This is a genomic window from Pseudomonas citronellolis (assembly GCF_900112375.1).
GTDB classification, from domain to species: Bacteria; Pseudomonadota; Gammaproteobacteria; order Pseudomonadales; family Pseudomonadaceae; genus Pseudomonas; species Pseudomonas citronellolis.
The window spans coordinates 13,919-33,296 of the sequence record NZ_FOLS01000052.1 but is presented as its reverse complement, the minus strand read 5'-3'; the positions used below and the strand labels follow the sequence as shown (position 1 = coordinate 33,296).

General features: G+C 69.6%; 18 protein-coding genes. 7 read left to right on the top strand and 11 right to left on the bottom strand.

The features are described from left to right. Nucleotides 1–63: 63 nt before the first annotated feature. Nucleotides 64–1,200: an IS481 family transposase gene (locus BM060_RS30885; RefSeq protein WP_074986190.1), complete on the top strand. Its 1,137-nt coding sequence runs from the start codon at nucleotides 64–66 to the stop codon at nucleotides 1,198–1,200. Nucleotides 1,201–1,466: 266 nt separating this feature from the next. Beyond that, nucleotides 1,467–2,210: a class I SAM-dependent methyltransferase gene (locus tag BM060_RS30880; protein WP_074986187.1), complete on the top strand. Its 744-nt coding sequence runs from the start codon at nucleotides 1,467–1,469 to the stop codon at nucleotides 2,208–2,210. Nucleotides 2,211–2,325: 115 nt separating this feature from the next. Here BM060_RS30880 and BM060_RS30875 read toward each other — a convergent pair whose 3' ends face one another. Further along, nucleotides 2,326–4,236, bottom strand: a complete 1,911-nt coding sequence (locus BM060_RS30875; RefSeq protein WP_074986184.1) for a sigma-54-dependent Fis family transcriptional regulator — start codon at nucleotides 4,234–4,236, stop codon at nucleotides 2,326–2,328. A 308-nt stretch (nucleotides 4,237–4,544) separates the two neighbouring features. Between BM060_RS30875 and BM060_RS30870 the strand changes: the two genes are divergently transcribed. From BM060_RS30870 to BM060_RS30850, 5 genes are read left to right on the top strand one after another with little or no spacing between them, the layout of a single operon-like run. After that, nucleotides 4,545–5,345 (top strand): SDR family NAD(P)-dependent oxidoreductase, encoded by an 801-nt coding sequence (locus BM060_RS30870; RefSeq protein ID WP_074986181.1) that lies wholly within the window; start codon nucleotides 4,545–4,547, stop codon nucleotides 5,343–5,345. Further along, nucleotides 5,342–6,418, top strand: a complete 1,077-nt coding sequence (locus BM060_RS30865) for an ATP-NAD kinase family protein (RefSeq protein WP_074986178.1) — start codon at nucleotides 5,342–5,344, stop codon at nucleotides 6,416–6,418. The genes BM060_RS30870 and BM060_RS30865 overlap by 4 nt, the downstream gene beginning before the upstream one ends. Continuing rightward, the gene (locus tag BM060_RS30860) at nucleotides 6,399–7,373 is read left to right on the top strand and encodes a thiamine pyrophosphate-dependent dehydrogenase E1 component subunit alpha (RefSeq protein ID WP_074986176.1); all 975 of its coding nucleotides are present in this window, start codon (nucleotides 6,399–6,401) and stop codon (nucleotides 7,371–7,373) included. The genes BM060_RS30865 and BM060_RS30860 overlap by 20 nt, the downstream gene beginning before the upstream one ends. 32 nt (nucleotides 7,374–7,405) lie before the next feature. Further along, nucleotides 7,406–8,425, top strand: a complete 1,020-nt coding sequence (locus BM060_RS30855) for an alpha-ketoacid dehydrogenase subunit beta (protein WP_074986174.1) — start codon at nucleotides 7,406–7,408, stop codon at nucleotides 8,423–8,425. After that, nucleotides 8,422–9,534, top strand: coding sequence for an acetoin dehydrogenase dihydrolipoyllysine-residue acetyltransferase subunit (locus BM060_RS30850; protein WP_074986172.1), 1,113 nt, complete (start codon nucleotides 8,422–8,424; stop codon nucleotides 9,532–9,534). Before BM060_RS30855 ends, BM060_RS30850 begins: the two co-directional genes overlap by 4 nt. A 116-nt stretch (nucleotides 9,535–9,650) precedes the next feature. Here BM060_RS30850 and BM060_RS30845 read toward each other — a convergent pair whose 3' ends face one another. From BM060_RS30845 to BM060_RS30800, 10 genes are all read right to left on the bottom strand, one after another. Further along, nucleotides 9,651–10,361, bottom strand: a complete 711-nt coding sequence (locus BM060_RS30845; RefSeq protein WP_074986170.1) for a 2OG-Fe(II) oxygenase — start codon at nucleotides 10,359–10,361, stop codon at nucleotides 9,651–9,653. Nucleotides 10,362–11,241: 880 nt separating this feature from the next. Beyond that, the gene (locus BM060_RS30840; RefSeq protein WP_074986169.1) at nucleotides 11,242–11,571 is read right to left on the bottom strand and encodes a tryptophan synthase subunit beta; all 330 of its coding nucleotides are present in this window, start codon (nucleotides 11,569–11,571) and stop codon (nucleotides 11,242–11,244) included. Between the two features lie 114 nt (nucleotides 11,572–11,685). Further along, a complete protein-coding gene (locus BM060_RS30835; RefSeq protein ID WP_074986167.1) occupies nucleotides 11,686–12,720 on the bottom strand; it encodes a hypothetical protein in 1,035 nt (344 codons plus the stop codon). A gap of 13 nt (nucleotides 12,721–12,733) precedes the next feature. Beyond that, nucleotides 12,734–13,648, bottom strand: coding sequence for a flagellar hook-associated protein FlgL (flgL, locus tag BM060_RS30830; protein WP_074986164.1), 915 nt, complete (start codon nucleotides 13,646–13,648; stop codon nucleotides 12,734–12,736). A 32-nt stretch (nucleotides 13,649–13,680) separates the two neighbouring features. Continuing rightward, nucleotides 13,681–15,048 carry a flagellar hook-associated protein FlgK gene (gene flgK, locus BM060_RS30825; protein ID WP_074986162.1) on the bottom strand — a complete coding sequence of 456 codons (1,368 nt, stop codon included), beginning with the start codon at nucleotides 15,046–15,048 and terminating at the stop codon, nucleotides 13,681–13,683. Then, entirely contained in the window at nucleotides 15,045–16,010 is a 966-nt protein-coding gene (locus BM060_RS30820) for a lytic transglycosylase domain-containing protein (protein WP_074986160.1), read from the bottom strand. Before BM060_RS30820 ends, flgK begins: the two co-directional genes overlap by 4 nt. Nucleotides 16,011–16,019: 9 nt before the next feature. Continuing rightward, nucleotides 16,020–17,123, bottom strand: a complete 1,104-nt coding sequence (locus BM060_RS30815; protein WP_074986158.1) for a flagellar basal body P-ring protein FlgI — start codon at nucleotides 17,121–17,123, stop codon at nucleotides 16,020–16,022. 13 nt (nucleotides 17,124–17,136) lie between these two features. Beyond that, nucleotides 17,137–17,799, bottom strand: a complete 663-nt coding sequence (gene flgH / locus BM060_RS30810) for a flagellar basal body L-ring protein FlgH (protein ID WP_043313434.1) — start codon at nucleotides 17,797–17,799, stop codon at nucleotides 17,137–17,139. A 5-nt stretch (nucleotides 17,800–17,804) separates the two neighbouring features. Next, nucleotides 17,805–18,590, bottom strand: a complete 786-nt coding sequence (gene flgG / locus BM060_RS30805) for a flagellar basal-body rod protein FlgG (protein ID WP_074986156.1) — start codon at nucleotides 18,588–18,590, stop codon at nucleotides 17,805–17,807. A gap of 53 nt (nucleotides 18,591–18,643) precedes the next feature. Beyond that, nucleotides 18,644–19,369: a flagellar basal body rod protein FlgF gene (locus BM060_RS30800; protein ID WP_074986154.1), complete on the bottom strand. Its 726-nt coding sequence runs from the start codon at nucleotides 19,367–19,369 to the stop codon at nucleotides 18,644–18,646. Nucleotides 19,370–19,378: the final 9 nt, after the last annotated feature.

Below are 19,378 nucleotides of genomic sequence, written 5' to 3'. Positions count from 1 at the left end.
GGTGTCGGGAGACATAGGTAACGCATTTAGGATCACGGAATTGCCGTATCGGGAGATCGAGCGATGCCGTGGAAGGAGTGCACACCTGTGTCCAGTCGATATGAGTTCGTTCTCCTGGCAGAACAGCCTGATGCCAACGTGCGGGAGCTGTGCCGGCGCTTCGAGATCAGTCCGAAAACAGCCTACAAGTGGCTTCGACGCTACCAAGAGCAAGGCGAACCGGGATTGCTGGATAAGTCCCGGCGTCCCTTGAGTTGCCCCCGCCGTAGCAGCGAGGACCTGGAGCACGCTGTCCTGGCCTTGCATGAGGCCTATCCCGCCTGGGGCGGCCGCAAACTGCGCAGCCTGATGTCGTGTGACGAGTCTGCACGTCCGCATCACAGCACGCTCGATGCGATTCTGCGCCGGCATGGCCGGCCGTTGCGTTATGGGGCCGACGCCGGCCCTGCCGCGACATCGCGCTTCGAGCACGAGGCGCCAAACGACCTCTGGCAGATGGACTTCAAGGGGCACTTTGCGCTGTTCGGCCAGCGCCAGCATTGCCATCCATTGACGCTGCTCGATGACCATTCGCGCTTTGCCCTGTGCCTGGCGGCCTGTGCTGACGAGCGACGTGAAACGGTCCGCCAACAACTGATCAGGGTGTTCCGGCGCTATGGCCTGCCCCGGCGCATTACCAGCGACAACGGCCCACCCTGGGGCTCAACCCGTCGCGGCGGCCTCTCGGCTCTGGAAGTCTGGTTGATGCGCTTGGGCATCAAGGTCGGACACAGCCGGCCTCACCATCCGCAGACCCAAGGCAAGCTCGAACGCTTCCATCAGACGCTCAAGCGCGAGCTGTTGCACGACGCGCACTTCCGCACCCTGGAGCAATGCCAGGCGGGTATGGATCGCTGGCTTGAACAGTACAATCAGCAACGTCCGCATCAGGCGCTGGGCCAGAAGCCGCCCTTGACGCGTTACCGGAGCAGCCCCAGGCCATACCCGGAAAAGTTGCTGGAAGTGGAGTACGAGCCCGGAGAGCGGGTGCTGACGGTACATACCAAGGGCCAGATTCGCCTCGATGGCCGAATGGTATTCGTCAGCGAAGGTCTGGCGGGTGAGCGAGTCGCCATCCGCCCCGCCAAGGAGGATGGCGTACTCGACATCATTTTCATCAACAAAACGGTCCGGCAGGTCGATCTCAGGCAGCCGGAGTGACCATGGGAAACCGTTACCCATGTGTCCCGACAGGCGTTACCTATGTGTCCCGGCAGAACACTTGCGAAACCCATCGGACCATGGTGATGGGTATCGCTTCGCTCAACCCATCCTACGACAGCATGTCTCCTGCACCTGTAGGAGCGAGCTTGCTCGCGAACGGAGTTTCCCGGTTGTGCCGGAGCATCGGGCTGACCCCGCCCCTTGAGCCCCTCCCACACCCACCGGCAAGATAGTCCCCCGCCCGCCGCCCCCGGAGCTCTCCCATGACCGACACCCGCCAGCTGTTCAGCCAGCAGGCCGACGCCTACCGCGCCGGTCGCCCGACCTACGATCCGGCGTTCTTCGCCTGGCTGGCGCAGGTGGCGCCCTCCACCGACCGGGCCTGGGATTGCGGCTGCGGCTCCGGCCAGGCCAGCCTCGACCTGGCCCGGCACTTCCAGCAGGTGGTGGCCACCGACATCAACGCCAAGCAGCTGGAACAGGCCCCCCGCGAGGCCAACGTCGACTACCGCTGCGAACCGGCGGAAAGCACCTCGCTGCAGCCGGCCAGCGTCGACCTCACCCTGGTGGCCCAGGCCCTGCACTGGTTCGACGTCGAGCGCTTCTATGCCGAGGTGCGCCGCGTGTCGCGCCCCGGCGCGCTGCTGGCGGTGGTCTCCTACAACCTGCTGAACATCGACGAGCGCCTGGACGCGCTGATCCGCCACCTCTACCACGACCTGGTCGGCCCCTACTGGGCGCCGGAACGCAAGCATGTGGAGACCGGCTACGAAACCATCCCCTTCCCCTTCGAGCGCGTGGAGACGCCACCCTTCGCCCTGGAGGCGCAGTGGAGTTTCCAGCGCCTGGTCGACTACCTGTACAGCTGGTCGGCGGTGGCCAGCTACCGCCAGGCCACCGGCCAGGACCCGGTCGAGGCGCTGCGCGGGGAGTTGCGGGCGGCCTGGGGCGAGGTGGAAACGCGCCAGGTGAGCTGGCCGCTGACCATCAGGCTGGGCAGGGTATAAGGCGCAGGCTTCCCGTAGGAGCGAGCTTGCTCGCGAACGGATTATCCGGCTGCACCGGGGTTGGGGCGGTTCGCGAGCAAGTCGCGGCGATGGGTATCGCTTCGCTCAACCCATCCTACGGGGAGCCAGCCGGGCCATGGTTTCCGACGTGCGAAGAGCAGGCGGGTTCGCGCTTCGCCCGCGGCATCTCGATGCCGTGCTGCTTCACCCGGCGGTACAGCGTCGCCCGCGAGATGCCCAGGGCCTGGGCCGCGGGGCCCGGCTGCCAGCGGTGGCGCACCAGAGCGTCGAGCAGGGCCTGGCGTTCCGGGCTGGCCGGGGCTTCGTGCAGCGGCTGGGCGGCCGCGCCGCGCAGTTCCTCGGGCAGGTCTTCCAGGCGGATGCTTTCGCCGGGGCAGATGGCGCAGGCGTAGCGCAGCACGTGGCGCAGTTGGCGCACGTTGCCCGGCCAGCGGTAGCCCAGCAGGCATTCCAGCGCCGCGTCGCCCAGGCCCAGGCGCAGCCCGCAGCGCGTGGCTTCCTCGTCGAGGAGGCGGTTGATCAGCGCCAGCTTGTCGCTGCGCTCGCGCAGCGGCGGCAGTTCAAAGCGCGCGCCGCTGAGGCGGAAGTACAGGTCTTCGCGGAATTCGCCGGCGGCCACCAGGGCCGCCAGGTCGCGGTGGCTGGCGCAGATCACCTGGATGTCCACCGCCTGCCGCCGCGCCGCGCCCAGCGGCGCCACCTCGCCTTCGGCCAGCACCCGCAGCAGGCGCGTCTGCAGGGCCAGGGGCATGTCGCCGATCTCGTCGAGGAACAGGGTTCCGCCATCCGCCTGCTGCAGCAGGCCGCGCATGCCCTTGCGCTCGGCGCCGGTGAAGGCGCCGGCGACGTAGCCGAACAGTTCGCTCTCGATCAGGCTTTCGGGAATGGCCGCGCAGTTCAGCGCGACGAAGGGTTTGTCGCGCCGCGCGCTGGCCTCGTGCAGCTGGCGGGCGAAGACTTCCTTGCCGGCGCCGGTCTCGCCGTGGACCAGCACCGGCAGGTTGCGGTCCTTCACCCGCACCGCCAGGCGCAGGCTTTCCGCCACCCGCGGGTCGAGCCGGGCGGGGTCGCTGGCCGGCATGGCCACGCTGACCGCGCGCTTCGGCGCGCTCAGGCGCACGTGCAGGCCGTGCTCGGCCACGTGGCGCGGGCTTTCGTCGGCGGCAGCACGCAGCAGGTCGAGGTCGAAGACTTCGCCGATGTGCTGCGGCAGTTGCCCGTAGCGCGTCTGCAGGTAGCGCCGCGCCGCCGGGTTCAGCGCCTGCAGGTGGCCGTCGGCGTCCCAGGCGAACAGGTAGTCCGGCTGGCTGTCGACGTAGCCCGGCGCCGCGTGCGCGCGCAGCACCCACTGGCCGCGGGTGCTGTGCATGAAGAAGGCGTTTTCGATCTGCCGCGCGCTCTGCACCGTCATCTGCCGGATCAGGTGCTGGCTGCGGCGGTCGTCCGGGGATTCCACGGCGGAGACGTCGAGCACCCCGAGCAGTTCGCCCCAGGGGTCGAACACCGGCGCCGCCGAGCAGGTCAGGCCGATGAAGGCGGCGCGGAAGTGGTCGCGCTTGTGCACCGTCACCGGCACGCCGTTGGTCAGCACCGCCGCCACCCCGCAGGTGCCCTCCTCGCCCTCCGACCAGCAGGTGCCCAGGTACAACCCGGCGCGCCGGCAGTCGCCGCGGATGGCCGATTCCACGCGGTAGTCGATGGTGCGGCCCTGGGCGTCGGTGAGCAGCACGCAGTAGTCGGCGTCGCGCACCTGGCCGTGCAGGCGCGAGACTTCCTCGCCGGCGATGCGCAGGAAGCTCTCGGCGCGCTCGCGGCACTCCCTGAGCACGCTCTGGCTGAGGATGCGCGGGCCCTGCAGCGAACCCGGGTCGAGGTGGTGCTGCTCCATCGAGCGCCGCCAGGAGTCGAGGATCAGGTTCGGCACCGGCGGCTCGGGCAGGCGCCCGGCGTGGCGCAGCACGCGGCTGACGCAGTCCACGTGGGCTTTCGAGTAGGCAGGCAGCATGGGGCCTCCGCGGCTCGTATCGTTGTTCTTGTGCCGGTCATTTAAGCCCCGCCCCGGCCGCCGGACAAGCGCCGCGGACGGCCGGCGCCCGGGTGAGACGCTGCGTCTCAGCGTCTCGCCGCAACGTCGTGCAGGCTGACATGGCGCGTCTCAACCGGGACTTTGCAAACCTGCCATTCAAGCCCGGGCGAACCGCTCTGGCACGCGCCTTTCGACCTCTGAAGCCGCCTTCTGGCACCGCCCTTGCTCCAGTCCTGGCGACACCGGGACGCCGTCCCGCACCCCACAACAACAACCAGAGGTGCGTCATGTCCATTACTGCCCCTTCGCAATTCTCCCTGGCCGGCAAGGTCGCCCTGGTCACCGGCGGCGGCCGCGGCATCGGCCTGGGCATCGCCCGCAGCCTGGCGCTGGCCGGCGCCGAGCTGGTGATCGCCGACCTCGATGCGGCCCAGGCCGAGGAAGGCGCCGCCCAGGTCCGCGCCCTCGGCGGCCAGGCCCTGGCGCTGACCGTGGACGTCGGCGAGCCGCAGAGCGTGCGCGCCCTGCTCGGCGAGATCGAACGCCGGCGCGGGCGCCTCGACGTGGCGGTGAACAACGCCGGGATCATCAGCATCCACAAGGTCGCCGAGCTGAGCGTCGAGGACTGGGACCGGGTGATGAACGTCAACGCCCGCGGCGTGTTCCTCTGCTGCCAGGCGGAACTGGCGCTGATGCGCGCGCAGCGCTTCGGGCGGATCATCAACGTGGCTTCCATCGCCGGCAAGGTCGGCTTCCCGGACCTGGCCCACTACAGCGCCTCGAAGTTCGCCGTGGTCGGCTTCAGCAACGCCCTGGCCAAGGAAGTGGCGCGCGAAGGCATCACCGTCAACGCGCTGTGCCCGGGCATCGTTGGCACCGGTATGTGGCGCGGCGAGCAGGGCCTGTCCGGGCGCTGGGCGCAGCCGGGCGAGAGCGAGGCGCAGTCCTGGGAACGCCACCAGGCCAGCCTGCTGCCCCAGGGCGAGGCGCAGACCGTGGAAGACATGGGCCAGCTCGCCGTGTACCTGGCCTGCGCGCCCCACGTCACCGGCCAGGCCATCGCCGTCGACGGCGGCTTCTCGCTGTGAGCGCGTCCCTGCCCCTGCGCGTAGGCATCATCGCCAACCCGGCCTCGGGCCGCGACCTGCGCCGACTGACCGCCAATGCCGGGCTCTATTCCAGCACCGACAAGGCCGCGGTGGTGCAGCGCCTGCTGGGGGCCTTCGGTGCCACCGGCATCGACGAAGTGCTGATGCCGCCGGACATGACCGGCATCGCCGCCACCGTGCTCAAGGCCAGCGCCGGCCGCCACGCCCGCGACAGCCACTGGCCGCGCCTGGAATTCCTCGACATGCCGCTGCGCCAGAGCGTGGAGGACACCCGCCGGGCCGCGCGGATGCTGGCCGAGCGCGGCGTCGCCCTGGTCGCGGTGCTCGGCGGCGACGGCACGCACAAGGCGGTGGCCGCGGAGGTTGGCGACATCCCCCTGCTATGCCTGTCCACCGGCACCAACAACGCCTTCCCGGAACTGCGCGAGGCAACCGGCGCCGGGCTGGCCGGCGGGCTCTACGCCAACGGGCGCATCCCGGCGGAGGTCGCCCTGCGCCGCAACAAGCGCCTGCGGGTGCGGCTGCCGGCGCGAAGCATCGACGAGATCGCCCTGGTGGAAGTCGCCGTTTCGCCGCTGACCTTCACCGGCGCCCGAGCCATCAGCCGCGCCGAGGACCTGGCGGAAATCTACGCCGCCTTCGCCGAGCCCCACGCCATCGGCCTGTCGTCGCTGTGCGGGCTGTGGAACCCGGTGTCGCGGCGTTGCCCACGCGGCAGTTGGCTGCGCCTGGGCCCGCAGGCCGGCGAGGCACTGCTGGCGCCGCTGGCCCCCGGCCTGCTGCAGGCCTGCGGCATCGTCGCCAGCGGCAGCCTGGAGCCCGGCGTGCCGCGCCTGCCGCTGCTGACCGCCGGCACCCTGGCCCTGGACGGCGAACGCGAGATCGAATTCGCCGCCGCCGAGCGCCCCAGCATCACCCTCGAACTCGACGGCCCGCTGAGCATCGACGTCGAGGCCGCCCTGGCCTTCGCCGCCTGCCATCGCCTGCTGGCCGTTCCTGGCAAGCCCGTGAACCACCCTGGAGAACAACAAGATGTCCACGCTATCGACTGAGCAACTGCTGCATGCCTACCGCGTGATGCGCACCATCCGCGCCTTCGAGGAACGCCTGCACCTGGAGTTCGCCACCGGCGAGATTCCCGGCTTCGTGCACCTGTACGCCGGCGAGGAGGCCTCCGCCGCCGGGGTCATGGCGCACCTGGACGACGAGGACTGCATCGCCTCCACCCACCGCGGCCACGGCCACTGCATCGCCAAGGGCGTGGACGTGTACGGGATGATGGCCGAGATCTACGGCAAGAAGACCGGCGTCTGCCAGGGCAAGGGCGGCTCGATGCACATCGCCGACCTGTCCAAGGGCATGCTCGGCGCCAACGGCATCGTCGGCGCCGGCGCGCCCCTGGCGGCGGGCGCGGCGCTGGCCGCCAAGCTCAAGGGCAACCGCGCGGTGGCGGTGGCCTTCTTCGGCGACGGCGGCTCCAACGAGGGCGCGGTGTTCGAGGCCATGAACCTGGCCTCGGTGTGGAACCTGCCGTGCATCTTCGTCGCCGAGAACAACGGCTACGCCGAGGCCACCGCCTCGAACTGGTCGGTGGCCTGCGACCACATCGCCGACCGCGCCGCCGGCTTCGGCATGCCCGGGGTGACGGTGGACGGCTTCGACTTCTTCGCCGTGCACGAGGCCGCCGGCGCCGCCGTGGAACGCGCCCGCGCCGGCGAGGGCCCGTCGCTGATCGAGGTGAAGCTGACGCGCTACTACGGCCACTTCGAAGGCGACGCCCAGACCTACCGCGCGCCCGACGAGGTCAAGCACTACCGCGAGACACGCGACTGCCTGATGCAGTTCCGCGAGCGCACCACCCGCGCCGGCCTGCTGCAGGCCAGCGCCCTGGACGCCATAGACGCGGAAGTCGAGGCCGGCATCGAGGAAGCCGTGGTGCGCGCCAAGGCCGATCCCAAGCCCTCGCCCGCCGACCTGCTGAGCGACGTGTACGTCGCCTATCCCTGAGCCGCCCACAGAACAACAAGAGGAGAGCCATCATGGCCAGAAAGATCAGCTACCAGCAGGCCATCAACGAAGCCCTGGCCCAGGAAATGCGCCGCGACCAGAGCGTGTTCATCATGGGCGAGGACAATGCCGGCGGCGCCGGCGCACCGGGCGAGGACGACGCCTGGGGCGGCGTGCTCGGCGTCACCAAGGGCCTCTACCACCAGTTCCCCGGCCGCGTGCTGGACACCCCGCTGTCGGAGATCGGCTACGTCGGCGCCGCGGTGGGCGCCGCAACCCGCGGCCTGCGCCCGGTGTGCGAGCTGATGTTCGTCGACTTCGCCGGCTGCTGCCTGGACCAGATCCTCAACCAGGCCGCCAAGTTCCGCTACATGTTCGGCGGCAAGGCGGTGACCCCGCTGGTGATCCGCACCATGGTCGGCGCCGGCCTGCGCGCCGCCGCCCAGCACTCGCAGATGCTCACCGCACTGTGGACGCACATCCCCGGGCTGAAGGTGGTCTGCCCGTCCTCGCCGTACGACGCCAAGGGCCTGCTGATCCAAGCCATCCGCGACAACGACCCGGTGATCTTCTGCGAGCACAAGCTGCTCTACTCGATGCAGGGCGAGGTGCCAGAGGAGCTGTACACCGTGCCCTTCGGCGAGGCCAACTTCCTGCGCGACGGCGACGACGTGACCCTGGTGACCTACGGGCGCATGGTCCACCTGGCAATGGATGCCGCCGCCAGCCTGGCGCGCCAGGGCGTGTCCTGCGAGGTGCTGGACCTGCGCACCACCAGCCCGCTGGATAGCGACAGCATCCTCGAAAGCGTGGAGAAGACCGGGCGCCTGGTGGTGATCGACGAAGCCAACCCGCGCTGCTCGCTGGCCACCGACATTGCCGCGTTGGTCGCCGAGCAGGCCTTCGACGCGCTCAAGGGGCCGATCCGCCAGGTCACCGCGCCGCATACGCCGGTGCCCTTCTCCGACGCCCTGGAGGACTTGTACATCCCCAGCGCGGCGAAGATCGAGGCCACGGTGCTGGAACTGGTGCAGGGGAGGAAGGTGGCATGAGCCGTATCCATACCCTGACCATGCCCAAGTGGGGCCTGTCGATGACCGAGGGCCGCATCGACGCCTGGCTCAAGCAGGACGGCGACGCCATCGAGAAAGGCGACGCGGTGCTGGACGTGGAGACCGACAAGATCAGCAGCAGCGTCGAGGCACCCTTCTCCGGCGTGCTGCGGCGCCAGGTGGCGCGCGAGGACGAGACGCTGCCGGTGGGCGCGCTGCTCGGCGTGGTGGTCGAGGGCGAGGCCAGCGAGGCGGAGATCGACGAAGTGGTCGAGCGCTTCCAGGCCGAGTTCGTCCCCGGCGGCGACGGCGAGGCCGACAGCGGCCCGGCGCCGCAGAAGGTCGAGCTGGACGGCCGCGTGCTGCGCTACTTCGAGCGCGGCGAAGGCGGCGTGCCGCTGCTGCTGATCCACGGCTTCGGCGGCGACCTGAACAACTGGCTGTTCAACCACGAGGCGCTCGCCGCCGGGCGCCGGGTGATCGCCTTCGACCTGCCGGGCCATGGCGAGTCGGGCAAGGCGCTTGCGAGCGGCGACCTGGATGAGCTGAGCGGCGCGGTGCTGGCCCTGCTCGACCATCTGGACATTGATCTGGTGCACCTGGCCGGGCACTCCATGGGCGGCGCCGTGGCGCTGAACACCGCGCGCCTGGCGCCCCGGCGGGTACGTTCGCTGAGCCTGCTGGCCAGTGCAGGGCTGGGGGCGGAGATCAACGGGGCCTATCTGCAGGGCTTCGTCGAGGCCGGTAACCGCAACGCCCTCAAGCCGCAGCTGGTGCAGCTGTTCTCCGATCCTGCGCTGGTGAACCGGCAGATGCTGGAGGACATGCTCAAGTACAAGCGCCTGGAAGGCGTGGACGCGGCGCTGCGCCAGCTGGCCGGCAAGCTGTTCGCCGACGGCCGCCAGCAGGTGAACCTGCGCGGCGTGCTGGAAGCCGGTGAGCACCCGGCGCTGGTGATCTGGGGCGGGGCCGACGCCATCATCCCGGCCAGCCACGCCCATGGTCTATCCGCCGAAGTGCACGTGCTGCCGGAGCAGGCGCACATGCTGCAGATGGAGGCGGCGGAAGCGGTGAATGCGTTGCTGATGGATTTCCTCGGGCGTCACTGAAAACAGGAGCCTCTGACCTTGGGCCGCGGATGGCGGCCCGGCCCTGGCGCCAGGCTGGGGCTTTTTTTTGGAGGGCCCAGGTGGGGGTTTGGGTGTTTGCTGCGGGTCCGCACCCCTCAAAGCGCATCGTGAAAGATGACACCCAATGTAAACCGCTCCCCCCACAACAACCGGCTGACCCCATGACGCATGCTCACCCGATAATCCCCACGCGCCCCCCGCACCGGCCGCTGCGAGACAGCGAACACCACGGCATCACCCTGGCACAACGGCACCACTTCCACCCGCGACTGCATGCGCGGGCGCTGTTCGGTGAGGACGAACTCGCCGCCGCCGAATTCCTCGCCCGGCTGCGACAGCAGGATGGCGACCTGCAGCGGGAAGGCCAGTTCGCCGTACAGGTCCTGGTGCAGGCAGTTGTAGTCGCCCTCGCCATAGCGCAACAGCAGCGGCGTGGGGCGTAGCTGGCCGGCGGCGTGGCAGCGTTCGAGGAATTCGGCGTGCTGCGGCGGGTATTCCGGCGCCAGGCCCAGGCGGCGTTGCCAGGCGTTGGCGATGTTCGCCAGGGACGGATAGAAGGCCTCGCGCAGCGTCTGCAGCGGCGCCGGCAAGGGATAGGCGAAGTAGCGGTACTCGCCCAGGCCGAAGCCGTGGCGGGCCATGACCACCCGGCTGCGGAAGGATTCGTCGCGGGTGTAGAGGGCGCGCAGCCATTGGCATTGGCGCCGGTCGAGCAGCCCGGGGACCAGGGCGTGGCCGCCGGCGTCCAGGCGCGCGGCCAGCGCTGGCCAGTCCAGGGCGGCGATGCGCTCGGCGAGTGGGGTCATGGGCGGGCTCCGCGGGGCGATGCCGTCAGTCTAGGCGAGCGGCCAGCCGCCCTGCGCCCCGATGCCGACTTTCAAACCCGGGGGTTCGCGAGCAAGCTCGCTCCTGCAGGGAGCGGCGCTCAGCTCAGCGACGTAGGATGGCGTTGAGCGAAGCGATACCCATCACCATGGCCCGATGGGTTTCGCAGGCTCAACCCATCCTACGAAGATCGCCTCGGCGCGCGGGGCAAGACAGTCGCTCCTGCAGGGGCATGGCGCAGGTGGGGGCGGCGTAGGAGCGGATCTCATCCGCGATCCGCGCCGGAACGTCCGGCCATCGCGGACAAGGTCCGCTCGGTTCCAGGAAGCACGGCTTTTCGTAGGATGGCGTTGAGCGAAGCGATACCCATCACCATGGCCCGATGGGTTTCGCAAGCTCAACCCATCCTACGAAGAGCGCCTCGGCGCGCGGGGCAAGACAATCGCTCCTGCAGGGGCATGGCGCAGGTGGGGGCGGCGTAGGAGCGGATCTCATCCGCGATCCGCGCCGGAACGTCCGGCCATCGCGGACAAGGTCCGCTCCTACGGTTCCAGGAAGCACGGCTTTTCGTAGGATGGCATTGAGCGCAGCGATACCCATCACCATGGCCCGATGGGTTTCGCAGGCTCAACCCATCCTACGAAGATCGCCTCGGCGCGCGGGGCAAGACAGTCGCTCCTGCAGGGGCATGGCGCAGGTGGGGGCGGCGTAGGAGCGGATCTCATCCGCGATCCGCGCTGGAACGTCCGGCCATCGCGGACAAGGTCCGCTCCTACCCTACGGACGGGCACGGCCTCTCGCAGGATGGCGTTGAGCGAAGCGATACCCATCCGACGAAAAGCGCCTCGGTGCGGCGACCTCTCAGTCGTCGTCGCCGGGGTGGTCCGCCAGGCCTTCCAGTTCGGCGCGCGCCACGGCGCGTTCGTCGAGTTTGCGGCGGGCCGCCTCGGGCAGGTCGGTGTAGCGGATCACCCCGCGCTCGACCAGCACGTTGACCACGTCTTCCAGCACGCGGATCACTTCCAGGTCGGACTGGCGCAGCAGGTCCAGCCGGCTGCGCACCTCGGTGCGCGCATCCAGCCACTGCCTGAGCTCGTCGCTCTGGTAGGCCAGCGTGCCGTTCATGCCTTCGAAGGGCTGGCTTTCCACTCTCAACAGATTTCCTTGCCCATCGCGTTGTACGTAAACCATGCGGATCGACCTAACCGTCATTGTCAAGGGTACGAACGGAGCCTTCCTGTCCGTCGTCTGCGAACTGGGACCGTCGATCGGCCCCAGGGTTCGGCGCAGCTTAACAAGCCCGGCTCAAGAAAGCAGGCTGACCACCGCGAAACGGCTCAGGTTGGCCTGGGCCACCACGGTCTGGGTCACCGCCGCGTAACTGGAGCCGCTGTCGCGCACCAGGTTGAATACCGACGCCGCGTAGTCCTGCGCCCATTGCTGCTCGTCGCGGTCGGCCTGGCGGGCCAAGAACTCGCGGATCTCGCCCTGGCGCTGGCGCAGCTGGTCGCGCAGGGTGCCGATGCGGTCCAGCGCGTCTATCACCTGGTCGAGCATCTGCCGCAGTTCGCGCTGGTCGCTGCCGGCCAGGCTCTGCGGCAGGTCCAGCAGGCGCTGCTCGCGGGTGCGGGCGGGGCTGGCGCGGTCCTTGGCGAAGCGCTTGCCCTCCCCCTGCACGTTGAGCTGGCCGCCCTGCTTGCGCCAGTCGGCCTCGGCCATGGAGAAAGTCAGCCTGCCGTCGGCGTCGAGTTCCGCGCGGATGCCGCTGGACGCCAGGCCGACGTTGAAGCTGCGCAGCAGCTGCTGGTCGCTCATGGCGTCGTCCAGCACCACCACGCCGGGTTCGCCCTGGGCGCGGCCGGTGTGGAACAGCAGGGTCTCGCGGCCGCCTGCGCGGGCTTCGTCGAGGGTGGCCAGGCCGTCGATGGCGAAGCGGGTGCGCGCCGCTTCGTGCAGGTGCAGGTCGAGGTTGGCGTCCAGCCCGCCGGCGCTGCGCTCGCGGCGTTGCGCCAGCAGCTCGGCGGCCTGCTGCAGCGGCTGCTCCAGCTGCTTGCGGTTGCCGCCCTGGCCGCTGCCCAGCTCGCGGCCCAGGCTGAGCTTGAGCTGGTTGAGGCGGTCGGCCAGCTCGCCCAGGTAGCCTTCGGCGCTCTGCATGGCGCTGAGTTGCTGGTTGAGCTGGATGCTGAAGCCGGCAGCCTTGCCCACACTGCGCTCGCCGGCGCCGGCCGCGCTGCGCGCCGGCTTGCGCTGGCGCAGGGTGCGCTCGCCCACTGCCGGCGGCGCCTGGCGCGGCTGGCCATCGATGGCGGCGACCGCCGGGAACGGGTTCTCGACCTTCATCGCGCCTCGGTCCTCAGAGCAGGCTGAACAGCGACAGGCCGTTGACCGTCAGGTAGGTCTTCTGCGTCGCCTGCAGGGCCAGCTTGTAGTTGCCCAGGTCGATGCTGGCCTTGGCGTAGTCCAGCGCCGAGAGGTCGCCCTCGACCTTCTGGTTGACCAGGGAGATGTCCTGGTTGCTGTTGTCCAGCAGCGTCAGGGTGTTCTGCCGCCCGCCCAGGTCGGTGATGGCCGACAGCAGCCTGCCGTGGCTGTCGTCCAGCAGGTCGAGGGTGGCCGCGATGTTCTGCTGGATGGCCGGGTCGCTGCTGTCCAGGGCCGGGTCCTGCAGCTTGGCCACCAGGGCGTGGAGGCCGTTGAGCAGGTCCATGCCGTTGCCGAACAGCGGGCGGATGGCGACGTTCTCGTCGACCATTACGCCGTTGGCCACCACCGCCTGGCGCGTCTTGTCGTTGCCGGTGGCGCTGTAGGTGCCGCTGGCCTCGTCGTAGGTCACCGCCGGCTGGTCGGTGAGGGTGCCGGAGAACAGGTAGCGGCCCTCCTCGTCCTTGACGTTGAGGTAGCTGACCAGGGTCTTCTCCAGGTTCGACAGCTCGCCGGCCATGGCGCCGAGCTGCTCGTTGGCGTTGGAGCCGTTGGCCGCCCACAGCAGCAGGTCGCGGATGTCCAGCAGGGTGTCGGAGGTGGACTGCAGGTTGGTTTCCTGGATCGACAGGTTGCCCGACACCCCGGCGATGTTGCTGCCGTACTGGGCCAGGCTGGCCTCCGAGCGCTGGATGCGCAGGATGCGCACCGCAGCGATGGGGTCGTCCGAGGGGTGCTGGATGCGGTTGCTGCTGGACATCTGCTGCATCAGCTGCGACATCTTCTCGGTGTTGCGGCTCATCGAGTCCAGGAGGATGGCGGTGCTCTGCGAATTGGTGATGCGCATGGGGCGTCTCGTCGGTTGGCGGGCTACGGCGTTCAGAAGGCCGCGAGCATGCTGTCGAACAGGTCCTTGGCGGTGCTGATGACCTTCATGTTGGCCTGGTAGGCCTGCTGGTAGGTCAGCAGGTTGACCGCCTCCTCGTCCAGGTTCACCGCGCTGACGCTGTCGCGCTGGTTCTGCGCCTGCTGCGTCACGGTCTTGGCGGTGTCCAGGTCGGCCTGGTTCTGCCGGCTGTCGCTGGCCACCCGGCCGATCAGCCCGGCGTAGGCGTCGTTGAGCGTCACCTGGTTGCCGTCGACGCTGATGACCTGGCTCTTCAGGTCGATCAGCTTCAGCAGGTTGCCGTTGTTGCCCTTCTCCCCGGCGCTGTCGGACAGCGCCAGCTCGGTGGGCTGCAGGCCGGTGAGGCTGAGCAGCTTGGCGGTGCTGCCGGGGTTGGCCTGCAGCAGCGCCTGGCCGGGGTTGCCGTTGAGGTCGTAGCCGCCGGCCAGGGTGGAGTTGACCAGGTCGGCGACCTGGGTGGCCATCTGCGCCAGGCTGTCGAGGTTCGGCCGCAGGGTCTGGTATTCGGTGTCGTACAGCGCGCCCATGGCGCCGCCCAGGTCCTGCTGGTGGATGGCGAACTGGGTGCCGGCGAAGGCCAGGCTGACGTCCTGCTCGCCGCTGCTGGTCAGGCTGACCTTCAGTTGCGCGGCGGAGGCGCCGGCCACCAGCGGCTGGCCGTTGGCCAGGGACACCGAGACCGAGCCGTCGGCGGCGGCGCTGGTGCGGATGCTGCTGTACTGGCTGAGCTGGGTGATCAGCGCGTCGCGCTGGTCCTGCAGGGCCGAGGGGTCGGCGGCGGCGGACTGCGCGGCGACGATCTTCTTGTTCAGCAGGGCGATGTTGCCGGTCAGGCCGTTGATCTCGCCGACCATGGTGCCGCGCTGTTCCTGCAGGGACTTGAGCTGGGTGTCGAGGTTGCCGGAGAGGGTGTTGAAGCGCTGCGCCAGGTTGCCGGTCTCGGCGATGATCTGCTGGCGCAGGGCGGTGGAATCCGGGGTGGCGCTGGCCTCGCTCAGGGCGGCGAAGAAGTTGTCGAGGCCGACGCTGATGCTGGCGCCGTCGCTGGACATCAGGTCCTCCAGCGCGCCCAGGTACTGCTGGGCGTTGCTGTAGTAGTTCTGCGCGGTGGTGGCGCGCCACAGCTGCTGGTTGAGGAAGTCGTCGGACATGCGCCGGATGCCGGTCACCTTCACCCCGCCGCCGGGGCTGAGCGAGCCCTGCCCGCCGAGGGAGCTGGTGAGCACCGACAGGCGGCTGAACCCCGGGGTGTTGACGTTGGAGGTGTTCTGCCCGGTGATCGACAGGCCGATCTCCGAGGCGCGCACGCCGCTGTAGGCGATCTGCGTCAAATTGCTCACGACTGCTTCCCTTTGGGCTGAAGGCGGATCGGTTGGGCGAAGGCGGCGGAGAGTGCCTGGTGTTGCCTGCCCTGCTGCTGATAGGCGACCGGTTCGGCCGCCGGCTTAAGCGGCGCCGGCGCCGCGGCCTGGTCGCGGCGGTCCAGGTCATCAAGGATGCCGCGGGTGTAGCGGCGGGTTTCCTCGAAGGGGATGCGCTCGATCCAGGCCTCGCCGCTGATCTCGCCGCGGCGCGGGTCGCCGTTGCTCTTCAGCCACTCGTCCACCCGGCCGGGGCCGGCGTTGTAGGCGGCCAGGGCCAGGGCGCGGTGGCCGTCGTAGCGCTGCAGCATTTCGTCGAGGTAGGCGCTGCCGAGCTGGCGGTTGTAGGCGCCGTCCTGGGTCAGGCGCTGCGGGTCGAACTCCAGGCCCAGCTTGGCGGCCATTTCCCGCGCGGTGTCGGGCATCAGCTGCATCAGGCCGCGGGCGCCCTTGGGCGAGACGGCGGCGACGTCGCCGGCGGATTCGTGGTCGATCAGGCTGTCCACCAGTTCGCCGAAGGCCGCGCTGCCGCGTTGCCAGAGCCGCCCGGCGGCCTGCACGCCGCGCTGCCAGTCGGCTGCCACGGCCTGCTGCAGGCTGCGCGGCAGGCCCAGTTGGTCGCCGCCGGCCAGCGCCTCGCCGCGGCTGTCGGAGTCGTGGCCGGAAAGCTGGCGCACCAGCAGCGCGGCGATGCCGGTCTGCTTGCGCTCGGCCAGGCTGTCGGCGAGCACGCCGTCGTAGAAGTCGCGCATGGTGTCCAGGTCGCGGCTGCGGCCGATGCCGCCGGCCGAGAGCACGTCGCCGGCCTTGCGCATCTGCTTGAGGATCTGCTGCAGGAACAGCGCCTCGAACTGCTCGGCGGCCGCCTCCAGGCGCGCCTGGGGGTTGCCGTCCTGGCCGCGCGCGGCGTTCAGCGCGGTGGGGAGTGAAACGATGCTCATGCGCGCGCCCTAGATGATGATGAGTTCGGCGTTCAGCGCGCCGGCCTTCTCCAGCGCCTGGAGGATGCTCATGACGTCGTCCGGGGTGGCGCCGAGGCTGTTCACGGTGTCGATGATGCCCTGCAGGCTGGCGCCCTCGGGCCAGCGGAACATCGGCTTCTTGTCCTGGGCGACGTTGACGTCGGACTGCGGCGTGACCGTGGTGCGGCCGCCGGAGAACGGCGCCGGCTGGCTGACCTGGGGGTTCTCGCTGATGGTCACGGTGAGGCTGCCGTGGGACACCGCGGCGGCCTTCACCCGCACGCCCTGGCCGATGACCACGGTGCCGGTGCGGCTGTTGAACACCACCTTGGGCCGTTCGCGGCCTTCCTGCACCTCCACGCCTTCGAGCAGGGCCATGAAGCTGGTGCGCTGGTTGGCCGAGACCGGCGCGCGCACGCTGACCTTGGTGCCGTCCAGGGCCTGGGCGCTGCCGGCGCCGAGCAGGTTGTCCAGCGCGGTGACGATGTGCGCGGCGGTCTGGAAGCTGGGCTGGCGCAGGTTGAGCATGATGTCCGGGCGGCTGGCGAAGTCGCTGGGGATCATCCGCTCGACGGTCGCGCCGTTGGGGATGCGCCCGCCGTTGGCGGTGTTGATGGTGACGCTGGAGCCGCTCTGGCCGCTGGCGTTGAGGCCGCCCACGGCCACCGCGCCCTGGGCCAGTGCGTAGGTTTCGCCGTCGATGCCGCGCAGCGGCGTGAGCAGCAGCTGGCCGCCGCGCAGGCTCTTGGCGTCGCCCAGCGAGGACACGGTGACGTCCACCGTCTGCCCGGGGCTGTACGAGGGCGGCACTTCGGCGGTGATGCTCACCGCGGCGACGTTCTTCAGCTTGGGGTCGATGTTGGCCGGCAGGTTCACGCCGAACTGCTTGATCATGTTCACCACCGACTGGCTGGTGAACTTCACCTGGGTCTTGTCGCCGGTGCCGTCGAGGCCGACCACCAGGCCGTAGCCGATCAGCTGGTTGCCGCGGATGCCTTCCACGTCCACCAGTTCCAGCAGCGGCACGGCGCGACTCGCCAGGGGCCAGCAGAACAGCGTCAGCGGCAGCAGGTACTTCAGGATGGCTCGCATGGCCGGCAGCGCCTCACAGCGGGAACAGGGGATGGGTGAAGAAGCGCGTCAGCCAGCCGGCCGAGTTGCTGTCGTTGAGCACGCCGCGCCCGGCGTAGGAGATGTTGGCGTTGGCGACGTTCTGCGAGGACACCTGGTTGTTGCGGTTGATGTCCTCCACCCGCACCAGGCCGGTGAGGCGGATGAACTCCGAGCCCTGGTTCAGGCGCAGGTTCTTCTCGCCGCGGACCACCAGGGTGCCGTTGGGCAGCACCTGGTGCACGGTCACCGCGATGGCGCCGCGCAGGGAGTTCTGCTGCTCGCTCTTGGCGTCGCCCTTGAAGTCCCGCGAGCTGTCCGCCGAGCTTTCCAGGCGGTCGTAGCTGTGGCCGAGGATGGTGGGGATGCCGATGCCCAGGCTGGAACTCTTGTCAAAGCTGGTGCCGGCGCTCTTGCTCGACTGCGTCTGCTCCTCCAGCACCACGGTGAGCACGTCGCCCACGCGCAGGGCGCGCTGGTCCTGCACCAGGCCGCCGTAGTAGCCGGGGCGGTACAGCCCGCCGCCGGTGGTGGGCGGCAGGCTGTAGTCGAGGGTCGGCGGCTGGTAGGCGCTGGAGTCCTCTTCCGGGAGCATTTCGTTGAAGCTCGCGCAGCCGCCCAATAGCAGCAGGGCGAGCAGCGTCGGCAGGCGGCTCATGGCGGTCATACGGTCTGGTTGAGGAACTGCTGCATGCCGGAGGCGGCGTCCAGCACCTTGGCGTTGGCCTCGTAGGCGCGCTGGATGGCGATCATGTTGACCATGGCCTCCACCACCTGCACGTTGGAGCCTTCCAGCACGCCCTGCTTGAGGGTGCCCAGGCCGTCTTCGCCGGGCACGCCTTCCACCGGCTGGCCGCTGGCCACGGTCTCGCGGTAGAGGTTGCCGCCCAGGGCCTCCAGGCCCGCCGGGTTGGTGAAGTTGACCAGGGTGATCTGGCTCAGCTGGGTCGGCTGCGTCTCGCCGGCCATGATCGCGGTGACGGTGCCGTCGCTGCCCACGGTGAAGCTGCTGCTGCCGGCCGGCACCTCGATGTTGGGGATCAGCGGCAGGCCCTGGGCGTTGACCACCACGCCGTCGGAATTGAGCTGCAGCTGGCCGTTCTCGGTGTACAGGGTGTCGCCGTTGGGCGCTTCCACCTGGAAGAAGCCGCGGCCGACCACGGCCAGGTCCATCGGCTGGCCGGTGGTCTGCATGCTGCCTTCGGTGAACACCTTCTGCGTGCCGGCCACGCGCACGCCGCTGCCCAGCTGGATGCCCGAGGGCACGGTGTTGACCTGGTCGGCCTGGGCGCCGGGCTGGCGGTCGATGGAATAGAACAGGTCCTCGAAGACCACCCGGTCGCTCTTGAAGCCGGTGGTGTTGACGTTGGCCAGGTTGTTGGCCACCGCCGACAACGCGGTGTCCTGCGCGGCCAGGCCGGTCTTGCTCACCCACAGTGCCGAACTCATGCGGTATCTCCTTCGCGGGCCGCGCGCGGCGCGGCCGGGTTGTACGGGGCGCGTCAGTCGCGCAGCAGGCGGTCGCCGGCGGACGCCATGTCCTCGGCGGCCTTCATCATCTTCACCTGGGTCTCGAACATGCGGTTCAGGCTCATGGTCGCGGTGAGCTGGTCGATCGACGACACGTTGCTCGCCTCCAGGTAGCCGCTGACCAGGCGCACATTGTCGGCGGCCTCGGCCGGCTGGCCGTCCTTGCGCACCAGCAGGCCGGCGGCGTTCTTCTGCAGCTCGGCGGCCGGGGCGTCGACCAGCTTGATGCGGTCCACCTCGGTCATCAGGTAGTCGCCGCGGGGCATCACCGAGACGGTGCCGTCCTCGCCGATGTTCACGCTGTCGTACTCGGGCAGGACGATCGGGCCGCCCTCCCCCAGCACCTGGCGGCCGTTGATGGTCAGCCGCCCTTCGCTGTCGACGAGCATGCTGCCGTGGCGGGTGTAGGCCTCGCCCTCGCCGTCCTGCAGGGCGATCAGGCCCTGGCCGCGGATGGCGAAGTCGAGGTCGCGGCCGGTCACCGTGAGGGTGCCGGGGGCCATGTCGACGCCGTTGTTCTCCAGGCGCGCCAGGTGCCGGCTGTCGTAGCCGTAGCCGCTCACGTCCACGGCGCTGACGCGCTCCATGTCGGCGCGGAAGCCCGGGGTGTTGGCATTGGCCAGGTTGTTGGCGCGCACCTGCAGCGACTGCAGGGTGCGGCTGGCGGCGCTCATCGCGGTATAGGCCAGGCGGTCCATGGGTCAGCC